Raw genomic sequence first — 16,485 nt, forward strand, 5'->3', positions numbered from 1 at the left:
TAGACTGAGAGCATTTCACACCGTTTACGACTCTCGGTGCACCAGCAATCCGGACTGTTTTCTTTCGTCCGGGCCAACACAAAACGGTGTTGAGACAGAGCTGTCCCGCGGGACAGAGTGGGTCACTTATCAGCGAGCTGAGGAACCCTATGGTTTACTCTTATACCGAAAAAAAACGCATTCGTAAGGACTTCGGTAAGCGAGACCAGGTACTGGACACGCCTTATCTGTTGTCCATTCAGCTGGACTCCTTCAAGCAGTTCATCGAGGCTGACCCGGAAGGTGAATATGGCCTAGAGGCCGCTTTCCGTAGCGTTTTCCCGATCACCAGTTACTCCGGTAGTGCTGAGCTTCAGTATGTCAGCTATCGCCTGGGTGAGCCGGTATTTGACGTAAAAGAATGCCAGATCCGTGGAGTGACCTACTCCGCGCCGCTGCGTGTCAAGCTTCGTATGGTTCTGTACGACCGTGAAGCAGCTGCCGGCACCGTCAAAGACATCAAGGAACAAGAAGTATACATGGGCGAAATTCCGCTCATGACCGAAAACGGCACCTTTGTTATCAACGGTACCGAGCGGGTAATCGTCTCCCAGCTGCATCGTAGCCCGGGCGTCTTCTTCGACCACGATAAAGGCAAAACACATTCATCCGGTAAGGTGCTTTATAACGCCCGCGTTATCCCCTACCGTGGCTCCTGGCTGGACTTCGAGTTCGATGCGAAAGACAACCTGTTTGTCCGTATCGACCGTCGTCGTAAACTGCCGGCATCCATTATTCTGCGCGCCCTGGACTTCAGTTCCGAAGAAATCCTGGCCACCTTCTTCGAGACCATCGGTTTCGAAGTGAAAGATGGCAAGTTGATGATGGATCTGGTGCCTGAACGCCTGCGTGGTGAAACTGCGACCTTTGACATCGTGGCCAATGGCGCCGTGGTGGTTGAAACCGGTCGTCGTGTGACCGCGCGTCACATCCGCCAGTTGGAAAAAGATTCCGTCACCCAGATCGAAGTGCCGGTTGAGTATGTTGTTGGCAAAGTTGCTGCCAAGGACTACGCACATCCGCAGACTGGCGAGCTGGTAGTCGCTGCCAACCAGGCCCTGAGCCTGGAAGCCATCGCCAACCTGTCCCAGGCCGGCTTCAAGCATTTCGAGGTTCTGTTCACCAACGAACTGGACCACGGTGCCTACATGTCAGAGACCCTGCGCATCGACTCCAGCACCAACCGTCTGGAAGCGCTGGTAGAGATCTACCGCATGATGCGTCCGGGCGAGCCGCCCACTCGTGAAGCGGCAGAGCAGCTGTTCGAGAACCTGTTCTTCTCCGCCGAGCGTTACGACCTGTCCACCGTTGGTCGCATGAAGTTCAACCGTCGCCTGGGTCGTGAAGACGAAACCGGCGTGGGTGTGCTGACCAAGGACGACATCGTCGAGGTGATGAAGCGCCTGATCGACATCCGTAACGGCAACGATGAAGTGGACGATATCGACCACCTGGGTAACCGTCGTATCCGTTCCGTCGGCGAAATGGCTGAAAACCAGTTCCGTGTCGGTCTGGTGCGTGTCGAGCGTGCGGTCAAGGAGCGTCTCTCCCTGGGCGACCTGGACACCCTGATGCCGCAGGATCTGATCAACGCCAAGCCGATTTCCGCCGCAGTCAAAGAGTTCTTTGGTTCCAGCCAGCTGTCCCAGTTCATGGACCAGAACAACCCGCTGTCCGAAGTGACCCACAAGCGCCGTATCTCCGCGCTGGGCCCGGGCGGTTTGACTCGTGAGCGCGCCGGCTTTGAAGTCCGAGACGTACACCCGACCCACTACGGTCGTCTGTGCCCGATCGAGACCCCTGAAGGTCCGAACATCGGTCTGATCAACTCCCTGTCTGTGTACTCTCGTACCAACGAGTACGGTTTCCTCGAGACACCGTACCGCAAGGTCATTGACGGTGTGATCACCGACGAAGTGGACTACCTGTCTGCTATTGAAGAAGGCAAGTACGTGATCGCACAGGCTAACGCCGCGACCACCGAAGATGGCCGTCTGAAAGATGAATTGATCCCGTGCCGTCACAAAGGTGAATCCACCTTTATGAACGCCGACCAGATCCAGTATATGGATGTGAGCCCGCAGCAGATCGTATCTGTGGCAGCGGCCCTGATCCCGTTCCTGGAACACGATGACGCGAACCGCGCATTGATGGGTTCAAACATGCAACGTCAGGCTGTACCGACCCTGCGTGCTGACAAGCCGCTGGTAGGTACCGGTATGGAACGCGCTGTGGCCGTTGACTCCGGTGTAACCGTAGTCGCCAAGCGTGGCGGTATGATCGACTATGTCGATGCCTCCCGTATCGTTATCAAGGTAAATGAAGATGAGCTGCTGCCAGGCGAAGCCGGCATCGACATCTACAACCTGACCAAATACACACGTTCCAACCAGAACACCTGTATCAACCAGCGTCCTTGTGTGATGTTGGGTGAGCCGGTGATGGCGGGCGACGTACTGGCTGACGGTCCGTCCACCGACTTGGGTGAACTGGCGCTGGGTCAGAACATGCGTGTCGCGTTCATGCCGTGGAACGGTTACAACTTCGAAGACTCGATCCTGGTGAACGAGCGTGTTGTTCAGGAAGATCGCCTGACCACCATCCATATCCAGGAACTGGCCTGTATCTCCCGTGACACCAAGCTGGGTCCGGAAGAGATCACTGCCGACATCCCGAACGTGGGTGAAGCCGCGCTGTCCAAGCTGGATGAGTCCGGTATCGTTTACGTGGGTGCCGAAGTGAAGGGCGGCGACATCCTGGTTGGTAAGGTGACTCCGAAAGGTGAAACCCAGCTGACTCCGGAAGAGAAGCTGCTGCGCGCCATCTTCGGTGAGAAGGCGTCCGATGTGAAGGACTCCTCCCTGCGTGTGCCGAACGGTGTGTACGGTACCGTGGTTGACGTGCAAGTCTTTACCCGCGATGGCGTGGAAAAAGACAAGCGCGCCAAAGAAATCGAAGAGATGCAGCTTAAGGAAGCGAAGAAGGACTTGACCGAAGAGTTCAAGATCCTGGAAGACGGCATTTTCGGCCGCTCCCGCAACCTGCTGCTGGCCGCCGGTTACAGCGAAGATCGTCTGAACAAGCTGGAGCGTTCCAAGTGGTTTGAACTGGCCATCGAAGATGAAGCCAAGCAGACCGAACTGGAGCAGATCGCTGAGCAGCACGTTGAGCTGAAAGCCGAGTTCGACAAGAAGTTCGAGAACAAGCGTCGCAAGATTATCCAGGGTGATGATCTGGCGCCGGGCGTACTGAAAATCGTCAAGGTTTATCTGGCAGTCAAGCGTCGCATCCAACCGGGTGACAAGATGGCGGGCCGTCACGGTAACAAGGGTGTTATCTCCAAGATCTGCCCGGTCGAGGATATGCCTCATGACGAATTCGGCCGTCCGGTCGACATCGTACTGAACCCGTTGGGTGTACCGTCTCGTATGAACATCGGTCAGATCCTCGAAGTTCACCTGGGCCTGGCGGCCAAGGGGATCGGCGAGAAGATCGATCGTATGGTCAAAGAACAGCGTGAGCTGCACGAGATGCGCAACTTCCTGCAACAGGTCTATGACCTGGGCGAGAAGGACTCCCAGCAAGTGAACATCGCCGAGCTGTCCGACGACGACGTGCGTACCCTGGTGGGTAACCTGCGTAAGGGTCTGCCGGTCGCTACGCCGGTCTTTGATGGTGCCAAAGAGCGCGAAATCAAGGCCCTGCTGAAGCTGGCCGATCTGCCGGAATCCGGTCAGATTGATCTGTTCGATGGCCGCACTGGTAACCGCTTCGAGCGTAAGGTAACCGTAGGTTACATGTACATGCTGAAGCTGAACCACTTGGTCGACGACAAGATGCACGCGCGTTCTACCGGTTCCTACAGCCTGGTTACCCAGCAGCCGCTGGGTGGTAAGGCTCAGTTCGGTGGTCAGCGTTTCGGTGAGATGGAAGTGTGGGCCCTGGAGGCTTACGGTGCGGCATATACCCTGCAGGAGATGCTGACCGTCAAGTCTGACGATGTGAATGGCCGTACCAAGATGTACAAGAACATCGTGGATGGCGACCACCGTATGGAGCCGGGCATGCCCGAATCCTTCAACGTATTGCTGAAGGAAATCCGCTCTCTGGGTATCAACATCGAGCTGGACGAAGAGTAAGAGCTCGCTCTTATTGTTCGAGAATTGACGTGGGCGCCCCGCTGTTTTGGCAGCCGGGGCGCCGAGGTTAGACTCCTGACAGGGGAAACACGTGAAAGACTTACTCAAGTTTTTGAAGGCTCAGACCAAGACCGAAGAGTTTGACAGTATCAAGATCGGTCTGGCCTCTCCTGACATGATCCGCTCCTGGTCATTCGGTGAGGTCAAAAAGCCTGAGACCATCAACTACCGGACTTTCAAGCCGGAGCGTGATGGTCTGTTCTGCGCCCGTATCTTCGGACCGGTGAAGGACTACGAGTGTCTGTGCGGCAAGTACAAGCGCCTGAAACACCGTGGTGTGATCTGTGAGAAGTGCGGCGTTGAAGTGACCCAGACCAAGGTCCGTCGTGAGCGTATGGGCCACATCGAGCTGGCCAGCCCGACTGCCCACATCTGGTTCCTGAAGTCCCTGCCGTCCCGTATCGGTCTGCTGCTGGACATGACCCTGCGCGACATCGAGCGCGTGCTCTACTTCGAATCTTTCGTGGTAATCGAGCCGGGCATGACCAACCTCGAACGCAGCCAGATGCTCTCCGAAGAGCAATACCTGGATGCGCTGGAAGAGTGGGGCGACGAATTTGACGCCAAGATGGGTGCCGAAGCAATCCTGGCATTGCTGCGTGCCATCGATCTGGAAGGTGAAGTCAAGACCATGCGCGAGGAGCTGGATCAGACCAACTCCGAGACCAAGCGCAAGAAGACCACCAAGCGTCTGAAGCTGATGGAAGCCTTCCTGCAGTCCGGCAACAAGCCGGAGTGGATGATCATGACAGTGCTGCCCGTGCTGCCGCCGGACCTGCGTCCGCTGGTACCGCTGGACGGCGGCCGTTTCGCGACCTCCGATCTGAACGATCTGTACCGTCGCGTGATCAACCGTAACAACCGCTTGAAGCGTCTGCTGGATCTGGCTGCGCCGGACATCATCGTGCGCAACGAAAAGCGCATGCTGCAAGAGTCCGTCGATGCCCTGCTGGACAACGGCCGTCGTGGCCGCGCCATCACCGGTTCCAACAAGCGCCCGCTGAAATCCCTGGCCGACATGATCAAGGGTAAGCAAGGTCGTTTCCGTCAGAACCTGCTCGGTAAGCGTGTCGACTACTCTGGTCGTTCCGTTATCACCGTAGGTCCGACCCTGCGCCTGCATCAGTGTGGTCTGCCTAAGAAGATGGCGCTGGAACTGTTCAAGCCGTTCATCTATGGCAAGCTGGAAACTCGCGGCCTGGCGACCACCATCAAGGCTGCCAAGAAGATGGTTGAACGCGAAGAAGCTGTCGTTTGGGATATCCTGGACGAAGTGATCCGCGAACACCCGGTCCTGCTGAACCGTGCACCGACCCTGCACCGTCTGGGTATCCAGGCATTCGAACCGACCCTGGTTGAAGGTAAGGCAATCCAGCTGCACCCGCTCGTTTGTGCTGCGTATAACGCGGACTTCGACGGTGACCAGATGGCTGTTCACGTACCGCTGACCCTGGAAGCCCAGCTGGAAGCGCGTGCGCTGATGATGTCTACCAACAACATCCTGTCGCCTGCATCCGGTGAACCGATCATCGTTCCTTCTCAGGACGTGGTCTTGGGTCTGTACTACATGACCCGTGCCCGTATCAACGCCAAGGGCGAAGGTATGGTGCTGTCCGGTCCGAAAGAGGCTGAGAAGGTTTACCGTGCCGGCCTGGCTGACCTGCATGCGCGCGTCAAGTGCCGCATCACCGAGTACGTGAAGAACGAAGCCGGTGAACTGGTTGCCAAGACCGAAATGAAGAACACCACCGTTGGTCGTGCGATCCTGAGCCTGATCCTGCCGAAAGGCATGGAATACGCCCTGATTGACGAGCCGAAGGTGCTGAGCGCTGCCGAGCAAGCCGATCTGGACGCCAATCCGCAAAACTGGATCAAGTGCGTATCCAACAAGGCGCTGGGCAAGAAGCTGATCTCTCGTCTGCTGAACACCTGCTATCGCAAGCAGGGCCTGAAGGACACCGTTATCTTCGCTGACCAGCTGATGTATACCGGTTTCCACTATGCGGCCCTGTCCGGTGCGTCCGTTGGTATCGATGACATGGTCATCCCGGATGCCAAGAAAGACATCATCGCCGCAGCTGAAGCCGAAGTTGCCGAGATCCAGGATCAGTTCCTGTCCGGTCTGGTGACTGCGGGCGAACGCTACAACAAGGTTATCGATATCTGGGCCAGCGCCAACGAGCGCGTCTCCAAGGCCATGATGGAGAACTTGTCCAAAGAGCGTAACGTCAACTCGCTGGGTGACGAAGAAGAGCAGGCCTCGTTCAACAGCATCTTTATGATGGCCGACTCTGGTGCGCGGGGTTCCGCAGCCCAGATCCGTCAGCTGGCCGGTATGCGTGGCCTGATGGCCAAGCCGGATGGCTCCATCATCGAGACCCCGATCATCGCGAACTTCCGCGAAGGTCTGAACGTACTGCAGTACTTTATCTCCACTCACGGTGCTCGTAAGGGTCTGGCGGATACCGCACTGAAGACTGCGAACTCCGGTTACCTGACTCGTCGTCTGGTAGACGTGGCGCAGGACATGGTGATCACCGAGGACGATTGCGGCACTACCGACGGTCTGTGGATGACTCCGCTGATCGAAGGTGGCGACGTAGTCGAGCCGCTGCGTGAGCGCGTGCTGGGTCGTGTGGTGGCGGAAGACGTCATCAAGCCGGGTACCGAGGACGAGATCCTGGTAGCTCGCAACACCCTGCTCGACGAGCAGCTGTGTGACCTGCTGGAGCGTAACTCCGTTGACCGTGTGAAGGTACGTTCTGCCATCACCTGTGAGACCGACTTCGGTAACTGTGCTCACTGCTATGGCCGCGACCTGGCCCGTGGTCACCTGGTTAACAAGGGTGAGGCTGTCGGTGTTATCGCCGCCCAGTCCATCGGTGAACCGGGTACCCAGCTGACCATGCGTACCTTCCACATCGGTGGTGCCGCATCTCGTGCCGCAGCAGAAAGCAGCATCCAGGTGAAGAACACCGGTAGCATCAAGCTGCAGAATGCCAAGTTCGTTCACAACAGCGAAGACAAGCTGGTTATCACCTCTCGTTCTACCGAACTGACCATCATGGACGACATGGGCCGTACCAAGGAAAGCCACAAGCTGCCTTACGGTGCCGTGCTGGAAGTGAAGGACGGTCAGGCCGTGAACGCTGGCGATACCGTTGCCAACTGGGATCCGCACACTCACCCGATCATCACCGAAGTGGCAGGTCGTCTGCACTTCGAACACATGATCGACGGCGTGACCATCACTCGTCAGACCGACGAGCTGACCGGTCTCTCCTCTATCGTCGTGCTGGACGTCAACGAGCGTCCGAGCGCCGGTAAAGAGATGCGTCCGACCGTGAAACTGGTCGACCTGAACGGCAATGATGTGATGATCCCGGGTACCGATGTAGCCGCCCAGTACTTCCTGCCGGGTAAGGCGATCGTGAACCTGGAAGATGGTGCTAACGTGGGTGTGGGTGACGCGGTTGCGCGTATCCCGCAGGAATCCGGCGGTACCAAGGACATCACCGGTGGTCTGCCGCGCGTTGCGGATCTGTTCGAAGCACGTCAGCCGAAAGAACCGGCTATCCTGGCCGAGATCTCCGGTACCATCTCCTTCGGTAAAGAGACCAAGGGCAAGCGCCGTCTGGTCATCACTCCGACCGATGGTGGCAACGTCTACGAGGAGATGATTCCGAAGTGGCGTAACCTGAACGTGTTCGAAGGTGAAAAAGTTGAGAAGGGTGAAGTACTGGCGGATGGTCCCGAGTCTGCTCACGACATCCTGCGTCTGCGCGGTATCAGCCCGGTCGCCAACTACATCGCCAACGAAGTGCAGGACGTTTACCGTCTGCAGGGCGTTAAGATCAACGACAAGCACATCGAAGTCATCGTTCGTCAGATGCTGCGCAAGTGCGAGATCCTGACTGCTGGCGACACCGACCTGATCGAAGGCGAACAGGTTGAAGTGGCTCGCGTGAAGATTGCCAACCGTAAGCTGGTTGCCGAGGGCAAGACCCCTGCGACCTACCGTCACGTGCTGATGGGTATTACCAAGGCGTCTCTGAGCACCGAGTCCTTCATCTCCGCGGCTTCCTTCCAGGAAACCACTCGCGTTCTGACCGAAGCCGCCGTAGGTGGCAAGCGTGACGAACTGCGTGGTCTGAAAGAGAACGTCATCGTGGGTCGTCTGATCCCGGCCGGTACCGGTTTTGCGTACCACCATGGCCGGATCAACCAGCGTGCTGCCGCAGCTCGTGCTGTTGGCACCCCGCAGGTGACCGCTGATGAGGCTCAACAGAACCTGGCGGATCTGCTGAACGCAGCCGGTAGCTTCGACGAAGAGTAATCTCTTCTCCATGATTAAAAAGGGCTCCTTCAGGGAGCCCTTTTTGTTGGTGTTTTCCTCGTCAAAGTCAGGTCTGGCACGGTTTTCAGGATGATCCAGAGCAAAGTTGTAGAGTAAAAAATCAAAAAAAGTTGACTTTAATGCCCTGCAATTTAAAACTCGGAAAAGTTGAACGGTTATTACAGGGGTAGAACATGACTGTCGGTATCGAGGAGGCCATGCTTCCCGAAGAACAGCTGATCAGCCGCACTTTTACAGATGAAGACAGGGAATTGTTGCGCTCATATGACGGGCTCATCGATGGCTTGGCCGAGTTGTTCGGCAAGCATTGTGAAGTGGTGCTTCACTCCCTGGAGAATCTGCATGAGTCGGTGATCAAGATCGCCAACGGATTCAATACCGGACGCTCCCTGGGGGCGCCCATCACCGATCTGGCCTTGCGTATGCTCAAGGATATCGAGAGCACGGGGCAAGATTACACGCATAGCTATTTTGCTCGCAGCCGCACCGGTGCCCTGATGAAGTCGAGCACCATCGCCATCCGGAATAGCGAGCGGCAGGTGATCGGCCTTATCTGCATCAATCTGCACATCAATGCCCCCTTCCACGAGTTCGTGGCCGAATTTTTCCCGACGCCGCAGCAGGTTGCGCGTCAGTCTCCCGAGACATTTGCCAACAGCGTCGAGGAGCTGGTTGCCCAGACGGTGGACAATACCATCGATGAAATCAACCGCGATCCGACCGTGGCCAACAATGCCAAGAACCGGTTTATCGTGACCCAGTTGTTCGAGAAAGGAATTTTCGACATCAAGGATTCGATCAACCTGGTGGCGGACAAACTGAATATTTCCAAACATACCGTTTATCTCTACATCCGGCAGCGCAAGCAGGGTGAAGACGAAAACGAATAATCATTCCAGAAGGGGATACATGAATGGCTAAAGAAGTTATTGCAACCGACAAGGCACCCGCTGCGATTGGTCCGTATGTTCAGGCGACCAAGGTGGGTGAGATGATCTTTACTTCAGGACAGATCCCGCTTGATCCGGCTACCATGGAGATTGTCGAAGGCGGTATCGAAGCCCAGGCTGAGCAGGTAATGAAGAATCTGGTTGCCGTGCTGAAAGCGGCTGGTGCTGATGCCGGCAAGGTGGTGAAGACCACCTGCTTCCTGAGCGATATGAATAACTTTGTGGCCTTCAACCAGGTTTATGCCCGTTACTTTGGCGACGCAGCTCCGGCACGCTCCTGTGTGGAAGTGGCCCGCTTGCCGAAGGATGTGCTGGTTGAAGTGGAAGCCATTGCCCACCTCTGATCGTTCTGGTTGAACAAGCCCCTCCTGGCAGGGGCTTTTTTGTTTTTGGCGTACAATGGACAGGCATCAGCACAGGAGCCTGATATGAGTTTGAACTTTGCCCTCCTGGTGACCGGACCTGCCTATGGTACCCAGTCTGCCAGTACCGCCTATCGTTTTGCCCGTAGCCTGTTGGCGCAGGGGCATACCCTTTCCCATCTGTTTTTCTATCAGGATGGTGTCTACAACGGCAACGGCCTCCATACGCCCGCTTCTGATGAAACGGATCTGGTGCGTCTGTGGCGAGAGTTGGCGATAGAGCAGGGGATCCGGATCAATGTCTGTGTCGCCGCCGCCATGCGCCGTGGTGTACTCGATGAACAGGAGGCCAAGGGGGTTGGACATGATCACTTCAATCTGCAGGCCCCCTTCTGCCTGAGCGGTCTGGGGCAGCTGGCCGAGGCGACCTTGACGGCCGATCGGCTGGTCCAGTTCTAGGAGAGGGTCATGACCAAAAAAATTGCATTCATCTGCCGCCGTGGGCCTCATGGCTATGCGGCCGGGCGAGAGGGGCTGGATGCCCTGCTGGCCACGTCGGCGCTTACCGAATCAGTGGCACTCTTTCTGATCGGTGACGGCGTGCTGCAACTGGTCAAGGAGCAGCAACCTGCCGGTATCCTGCAGCGTCACTATGCACCGACCTTCAAGATGCTGGAACTCTACGATATCGAGGAGGTCTATGTCTGTGCTGACTCACTGGCCGAGCGCGGGCTGACCCTCGATGATCTGCTCATTCAGGTCGAGAGCATGCCACGGGAGGCATTGGCTCGCTGCTGGGCACAATGTTCGGCTCACATCAGTTTCTGAGGTCTTCATGTTGCATCTGATTATGAACTCCCCCTTCCAGAGCCAGGCGTTGGCGCAAGCGTTGGCATACTGTCAGCCGGAAGACGAGCTGGTATTGATGCAGGATGCGGTGATCGCCGCATCGGCGCCACACTGGTGTGAACAGCTGGCAGGCATACCGCTCTATGTCATGCAGGAAGACCTGCAGGCTCGCGGATTGTCTCATCGCGTGGGGGCAGAGATCGATATGGCGGGTCTGGTCGCCTTGATTGCACAAAAAGGGTCCCCACTGACCTGGGGGGAGTGACAGGATTATTTTCAATATAATTCAGATGGTTATTATGGCTTTCGGTGGTTTGCGCTGCGCCGTCCATGCCGCGAATTGTATAAATCTTGACTCCCTAGACAACAGGGCATAAAATTTCGCGTCCCCGTATCTGCGGGGAGGATTTTTCACATGTTTATGAAGTCATTATCAGGAGCCTTTTGATGGCAACTATTAACCAGTTGGTTCGCAAGCCACGCACTAAGCTCGTTGTTAAGAGCAACGTGCCTGCGCTGGAAGCGTGCCCTCAGAAGCGTGGCGTGTGCACCCGTGTATACACCACCACCCCGAAGAAGCCTAACTCTGCACTGCGTAAAGTATGCCGTGTACGTCTGACCAACGGCTTCGAAGTCACCTCCTACATCGGCGGTGAAGGTCACAACCTGCAAGAGCACTCTGTTGTTCTGATCCGTGGCGGTCGTGTAAAAGACTTGCCTGGTGTTCGTTACCACACCGTTCGTGGTGCGCTGGACTGTGCCGGTGTTAAAGACCGTAAGCAGGCTCGCTCCAAGTACGGCGTGAAGCGTCCGAAAGCTTAATGGTTCTCCGTTAAGTAAGGCCAAACGTTAATTCGTTTCTAGTTAGATAACTTTCTAGTTTTGGGTAACCCCTGAAGTTCACGGAGAATTGAAATGCCAAGACGTCGTGTTGTTGGTCAGCGTAAAATCCTGCCGGATCCCAAGTTCGGATCTGAGCTGCTGGCTAAATTTGTCAACGTAGTAATGGTTGACGGTAAGAAATCTGTTTCCGAAGCCATCGTATACGGTGCTCTGGATATCATTGCCGCTAAATCCGGCAAAGAGCACCTGGCTGTATTTGAAGAAGCTCTGGATAACATTCGTCCGGCGGTCGAGGTTAAATCTCGTCGCGTCGGTGGTGCAACCTATCAGGTACCGGTAGAAGTTCGTCCGGTTCGTCGCAATGCTCTGGCAATGCGCTGGTTGGTTGATGCCGCTCGTAAACGTGGTGAAAAATCAATGGCTCAGCGTTTGGCTGGCGAGCTGCTGGATGCCGCTGAGAACAAGGGTTCGTCTGTCAAGAAACGTGAAGACGTTCACCGTATGGCTGAAGCGAACAAGGCCTTCGCTCACTTCCGCTGGTAATCCGCTTGCGCAGGGTCTTCTGGCTCTGCGCACCTTTAATTATCTAGGGACAAGCGCCTTAGTAAGAGGATGACAATGGCTCGTACAACCCCCATTGAGCGTTATCGTAACATCGGTATCTCCGCTCACATTGACGCCGGTAAGACTACTACTACCGAGCGTGTACTGTTTTACACCGGTGTAAGCCACAAGATCGGTGAAGTTCACGATGGCGCAGCCACCATGGACTGGATGGAACAGGAACAAGAGCGTGGTATTACCATCACCTCCGCCGCGACCACTGCTTTCTGGTCCGGTATGGGTAAACAGTTCCAACCGCACCGTATCAACATCATCGATACCCCGGGCCACGTTGACTTTACTATCGAAGTAGAGCGCTCTATGCGTGTTCTGGACGGTGCCGTAATGGTGTACTGTGCCGTAGGTGGCGTACAGCCACAGTCTGAAACCGTATGGCGTCAGGCTAACAAGTACAAGGTTCCCCGTATCGCGTTCGTCAACAAGATGGACCGTACCGGTGCCAACTTCCTGCGTTGCGTTGAGCACATCAAGACCCGTCTGAAAGGCACTCCGGTTCCTCTGCAGCTGAACATCGGCTCCGAAGAGAACTTCAAGGGTGTTATCGACCTGGTCAAGATGAAGGCTATCAACTGGAACGAAGCTGACCAAGGCGTTTCCTTCGACTACGAAGACGTCCCGGCCGAGCTGCTGGAACAAGCGCAAGAAATGCGCATGAACCTGGTTGAAGCTGCTGCAGAAGCCTCTGAAGACTTGATGGAAAAATACCTGGGCGGCGAAGAGCTGACCGAGGAAGAGATCAAGCAAGCACTGCGTCAGCGCGTGCTGAACAACGAAATCATCCTGGTAACCTGTGGCTCCGCGTTCAAGAACAAGGGTGTACAGGCAATGCTGGATGCGGTTGTTGAGTACCTGCCTGCTCCGACCGACGTTGCTGCTATCGACGGCCTGAAAATGGACGGCGAAACCAAAGACGTACGTCACGCTTCTGACGACGAGCCGTTCTCTGCTCTGGCGTTCAAGATCGCTACCGACCCGTTCGTTGGTAACCTGACCTTCTTCCGCGTGTACTCCGGTGTGGTTAACTCCGGTGACTCCGTGCTGAACTCCGTCAAGGACAAGCGCGAGCGTTTCGGCCGTATCGTTCAGATGCACGCCAACAAGCGTGAAGAGATCAAAGAAGTTCGCGCAGGCGATATCGCTGCTGCCATCGGTCTGAAAGACGTGACCACTGGTGACACTCTGTGTGACGAAAAAGCGCCGATCATCCTCGAGCGTATGGAATTCCCGGAACCGGTAATCTCCATCGCGGTTGAGCCGAAAACCAAGGCTGACCAAGAGAAGATGGGCTTGGCACTGGGCCGTCTGGCTCAGGAAGACCCGTCATTCCGCGTATGGACCGACGAAGAATCTGGCCAAACCATCATCGCCGGTATGGGTGAGCTGCACCTGGACATCATCGTTGACCGTATGCGTCGCGAGTTCAAGGTTGAAGCCAACGTAGGTAAGCCGCAGGTTGCCTACCGTGAAACCATCCGCAACACCGTTAAAGACGTTGAAGGCAAGCATGCCAAGCAGTCTGGTGGTCGTGGTCAGTACGGTCACGTTGTGATCGACATGTACCCGCTGGAAGAAGGCAAAGGCTACGAGTTCGTCAACGACATCAAAGGCGGTGTCATTCCTGGCGAATTCGTCCCGGGTGTCGACAAAGGCATCCAGGAGCAGCTCAAGTCTGGTCCTCTGGCTGGTTACCCGGTTATGGATCTGGGCGTGCGTCTGCACTTCGGTTCCTACCACGATGTTGACTCTTCCGAACTGGCGTTCAAGATCGCTGCTTCCATGGCCTTCAAGGCTGGCTTCATGAAAGCCAACCCGGTTCTGCTGGAACCGATCATGAAAGTAGAAGTCGAAACTCCGGAAGATTACATGGGCGACGTTATCGGTGACCTGAACCGTCGTCGTGGTCTGATCGAAGGTATGGAAGATGGCCCGTCCGGCAAGATCGTACGTGCCCTGGTGCCGCTGGCTGAAATGTTCGGCTACGCGACTGACCTGCGTTCCGCCACTCAAGGTCGTGCCTCCTACGCAATGGAATTCGGTAAGTATGCAGATGCCCCGAACAACATTGCCCAGGCTGTGATCGAAGAGCGCAAATCCAAGTAATTTAAGATTCCCCGCCTACGACGGTAGGCGGGTTTAACCTAGAAGGACTACGTCGTGTCTAAAGAAAAATTTGAGCGTTCCAAACCGCACGTAAACGTCGGCACCATCGGCCACGTTGACCACGGTAAAACCACCCTGACTGCTGCTATCACCAACGTGCTGGCCAAGCACTTCGGTGGTAAAGCTTTCGCCTTCGACCAGATCGACAAGGCACCGGAAGAGCGTGAGCGTGGTATCACCATCAACACCTCCCACGTAGAATACGACACCGCTACCCGTCACTACGCTCACGTAGACTGCCCGGGTCACGCCGACTACGTTAAAAACATGATCACCGGTGCTGCCCAGATGGACGGCGCAATCCTGGTAGTAGCTGCGACTGACGGCCCGATGCCGCAGACCCGTGAGCACATCCTGCTGGGTCGCCAGGTAGGCGTTCCGTACATCATCGTGTTCATGAACAAGTGCGACATGGTCGATGACGAAGAGCTGCTGGAACTGGTCGAGATGGAAGTTCGCGAACTGCTGTCCGAGTACGACTTCCCGGGTGATGACCTGCCGGTAGTCCGTGGTTCCGCACTGAAAGCGCTGGAAGGCGAAGCTCAGTGGGAAGAGAAGATCATCGAGCTGGCCGGTCACCTGGATTCCTACATCCCGGAGCCGGAGCGCGCGATTGACCAGCCGTTCCTGATGCCTATCGAAGACGTATTCTCCATCGCTGGCCGTGGTACCGTAGTAACCGGTCGTGTAGAGCGCGGTATCGTTAAAGTAGGTGAAGAAGTGGAAATCGTGGGTATCAAAGATACCACCAAGACCACCTGTACCGGTGTTGAGATGTTCCGCAAGCTGCTGGACGAAGGTCGTGCAGGCGAGAACATCGGTGCACTGCTGCGTGGCGTGAAGCGTGAAGACGTAGAGCGTGGTCAGGTTCTGGCCAAGCCGGGCACCATCAAGCCGCACACCAAGTTCGAATCTGAAGTGTACGTACTGTCCAAAGAAGAAGGTGGTCGTCACACCCCGTTCTTCAAAGGCTACCGTCCGCAGTTCTACTTCCGTACTACCGACGTGACCGGTACCATCGAACTGCCGGAAGGCGTAGAGATGGTCATGCCGGGCGACAACATCAAGATGGTTGTTACCCTGATTGCGCCGATCGCGATGGACGACGGCCTGCGTTTCGCCATCCGTGAAGGTGGCCGTACCGTAGGTGCGGGTGTTGTAGCTAAAGTTATCGCTTAATCGATACTTTAAATACGCGCATGAAAGGGGTGGCTTCGGCCACCCCTTTTACTTTTGGGGCTTTAAATGGCCTGTGAGATACTTTTGCGAAATCATTGATAGAGGTCGTTTCTGTGAGCAAACCAGCCATTTTTCTGGATCGTGATGGTGTCATCAACGAAGACACCGGTTATGTCAGCAAGGTAGATGACTTCCACTTTTTGCCCGGGGTCATTGAAGCCCTGCAACTGATGAAGAAGAAAGGGTATCTGCTGGTCGTTGTCACCAACCAGTCTGGTATCGCCCGCGGTTATTTCAGCGAAGATGATTTCATGAACCTGACCGAGTGGATGGATTGGTCACTGGCCGATCGCGACGTGGATCTCGATGGTATCTACTTCTGCCCCCATCATCCGGAGCATGGTGCTCCCTGTGACTGCCGCAAGCCAGAACCGGGAATGTTGCTGCTTGCCAAGCAAGAGCTGAACATCGATATGAGTCGTTCCTATATGGTGGGTGACAAGCCTTCCGATCTGAAAGCCGCCATCAATGCCGGTGTTGGTCACAAGATCATGGTCAGAACGGGTAAGCCGGTAACGGATGCTGGCATCGAGCTGGCCGATGCCATCTATGACAATCTGCATGATTTTGCCGTGGCAGCTCCCACCGTGGGCTGATTTTGCTGGTTTTAAATGCTTTTTGGTGGCTTTGTGAGCGGTTGAGCGATGAGAGCCATCTTTTTGCAATTATCTGCTTGCCAGAAAGTTTCAGCTCCCTATAATGCGCCTCCATCGACACGGCAAGCGGCAACGCAGAAAGCCAAGTCGGTAGCCTCGAAAAGCCTGTGAAAATAAGGCTTGACTCGAGAAGGCGGTTGAGTAGAATGCCACTCCCGCAGCAGCCAAAAGCTGCGTCGCTCTTTAACAATTTGAATCAAGCAATCT

12 protein-coding genes are annotated in these 16,485 nt (G+C 55.7%); all 12 read left to right on the top strand.

From position 1 onward, the window contains the following. The first annotated feature begins 149 nt into the window (after nucleotides 1–149). Nucleotides 150–4,178 (top strand): DNA-directed RNA polymerase subunit beta, encoded by a 4,029-nt coding sequence (gene rpoB / locus ACB034_RS15740; protein WP_042025333.1) that lies wholly within the window; start codon nucleotides 150–152, stop codon nucleotides 4,176–4,178. A 91-nt stretch (nucleotides 4,179–4,269) separates the two neighbouring features. Next, entirely contained in the window at nucleotides 4,270–8,574 is a 4,305-nt protein-coding gene (gene rpoC / locus ACB034_RS15745; RefSeq protein WP_042025334.1) for a DNA-directed RNA polymerase subunit beta', read from the top strand. 194 nt (nucleotides 8,575–8,768) lie between these two features. Then, nucleotides 8,769–9,485 carry a transcriptional regulator gene (locus ACB034_RS15750; protein WP_042025337.1) on the top strand — a complete coding sequence of 239 codons (717 nt, stop codon included), beginning with the start codon at nucleotides 8,769–8,771 and terminating at the stop codon, nucleotides 9,483–9,485. Between the two features lie 23 nt (nucleotides 9,486–9,508). Further along, complete coding sequence (locus ACB034_RS15755; protein WP_026456688.1) at nucleotides 9,509–9,889, top strand: RidA family protein; 381 nt, start codon at nucleotides 9,509–9,511, stop codon at nucleotides 9,887–9,889. Nucleotides 9,890–9,973: 84 nt separating this feature from the next. Beyond that, a complete protein-coding gene (tusD, locus tag ACB034_RS15760) occupies nucleotides 9,974–10,366 on the top strand; it encodes a sulfurtransferase complex subunit TusD (RefSeq protein ID WP_371173215.1) in 393 nt (130 codons plus the stop codon). A 9-nt stretch (nucleotides 10,367–10,375) separates the two neighbouring features. Then, nucleotides 10,376–10,735, top strand: coding sequence for a sulfurtransferase complex subunit TusC (tusC, locus tag ACB034_RS15765; RefSeq protein WP_371173216.1), 360 nt, complete (start codon nucleotides 10,376–10,378; stop codon nucleotides 10,733–10,735). Nucleotides 10,736–10,742: 7 nt separating this feature from the next. Then, nucleotides 10,743–11,021, top strand: a complete 279-nt coding sequence (gene tusB, locus ACB034_RS15770; RefSeq protein ID WP_042025343.1) for a sulfurtransferase complex subunit TusB — start codon at nucleotides 10,743–10,745, stop codon at nucleotides 11,019–11,021. A 182-nt stretch (nucleotides 11,022–11,203) separates the two neighbouring features. Then, complete coding sequence (gene rpsL / locus ACB034_RS15775) at nucleotides 11,204–11,578, top strand: 30S ribosomal protein S12 (protein WP_026456685.1); 375 nt, start codon at nucleotides 11,204–11,206, stop codon at nucleotides 11,576–11,578. Nucleotides 11,579–11,671: 93 nt separating this feature from the next. Further along, nucleotides 11,672–12,142 carry a 30S ribosomal protein S7 gene (gene rpsG / locus ACB034_RS15780; protein ID WP_026456684.1) on the top strand — a complete coding sequence of 157 codons (471 nt, stop codon included), beginning with the start codon at nucleotides 11,672–11,674 and terminating at the stop codon, nucleotides 12,140–12,142. A gap of 75 nt (nucleotides 12,143–12,217) precedes the next feature. Continuing rightward, entirely contained in the window at nucleotides 12,218–14,323 is a 2,106-nt protein-coding gene (fusA, locus tag ACB034_RS15785; RefSeq protein ID WP_026456683.1) for an elongation factor G, read from the top strand. 54 nt (nucleotides 14,324–14,377) lie between these two features. After that, the gene (gene tuf / locus ACB034_RS15790; RefSeq protein ID WP_061476754.1) at nucleotides 14,378–15,562 is read left to right on the top strand and encodes an elongation factor Tu; all 1,185 of its coding nucleotides are present in this window, start codon (nucleotides 14,378–14,380) and stop codon (nucleotides 15,560–15,562) included. A 113-nt stretch (nucleotides 15,563–15,675) separates the two neighbouring features. Continuing rightward, nucleotides 15,676–16,218, top strand: a complete 543-nt coding sequence (gene gmhB / locus ACB034_RS15795; RefSeq protein ID WP_371173217.1) for a D-glycero-beta-D-manno-heptose 1,7-bisphosphate 7-phosphatase — start codon at nucleotides 15,676–15,678, stop codon at nucleotides 16,216–16,218. The last annotated feature ends 267 nt before the right edge of the window (nucleotides 16,219–16,485 follow it).

It is taken from the genome of Aeromonas sp. S18(2024) (genome assembly GCF_041402525.1).
In the GTDB taxonomy this organism is placed as follows: Bacteria; Pseudomonadota; Gammaproteobacteria; order Enterobacterales; family Aeromonadaceae; genus Aeromonas; species Aeromonas enteropelogenes.

Excerpts from the sequence above, each read along its gene's own strand:
- ACB034_RS15750 (WP_042025337.1), top strand. The coding sequence starts at position 8,769 with ATGACTGTCGGTATCGAGGAGGCCATGCTTCCCGAAGAACAGCTGATC.
- rpoB (WP_042025333.1), top strand. The coding sequence starts at position 150 with ATGGTTTACTCTTATACCGAAAAAAAACGCATTCGTAAGGACTTCGGT.
- tusD (WP_371173215.1), top strand. The coding sequence starts at position 9,974 with ATGAGTTTGAACTTTGCCCTCCTGGTGACCGGACCTGCCTATGGTACC.
- ACB034_RS15755 (WP_026456688.1), top strand. The coding sequence starts at position 9,509 with ATGGCTAAAGAAGTTATTGCAACCGACAAGGCACCCGCTGCGATTGGT.
- rpsL (WP_026456685.1), top strand. The coding sequence starts at position 11,204 with ATGGCAACTATTAACCAGTTGGTTCGCAAGCCACGCACTAAGCTCGTT.
- tusC (WP_371173216.1), top strand. The coding sequence starts at position 10,376 with ATGACCAAAAAAATTGCATTCATCTGCCGCCGTGGGCCTCATGGCTAT.
- rpsG (WP_026456684.1), top strand. The coding sequence starts at position 11,672 with ATGCCAAGACGTCGTGTTGTTGGTCAGCGTAAAATCCTGCCGGATCCC.
- tusB (WP_042025343.1), top strand. The coding sequence starts at position 10,743 with ATGTTGCATCTGATTATGAACTCCCCCTTCCAGAGCCAGGCGTTGGCG.
- fusA (WP_026456683.1), top strand. The coding sequence starts at position 12,218 with ATGGCTCGTACAACCCCCATTGAGCGTTATCGTAACATCGGTATCTCC.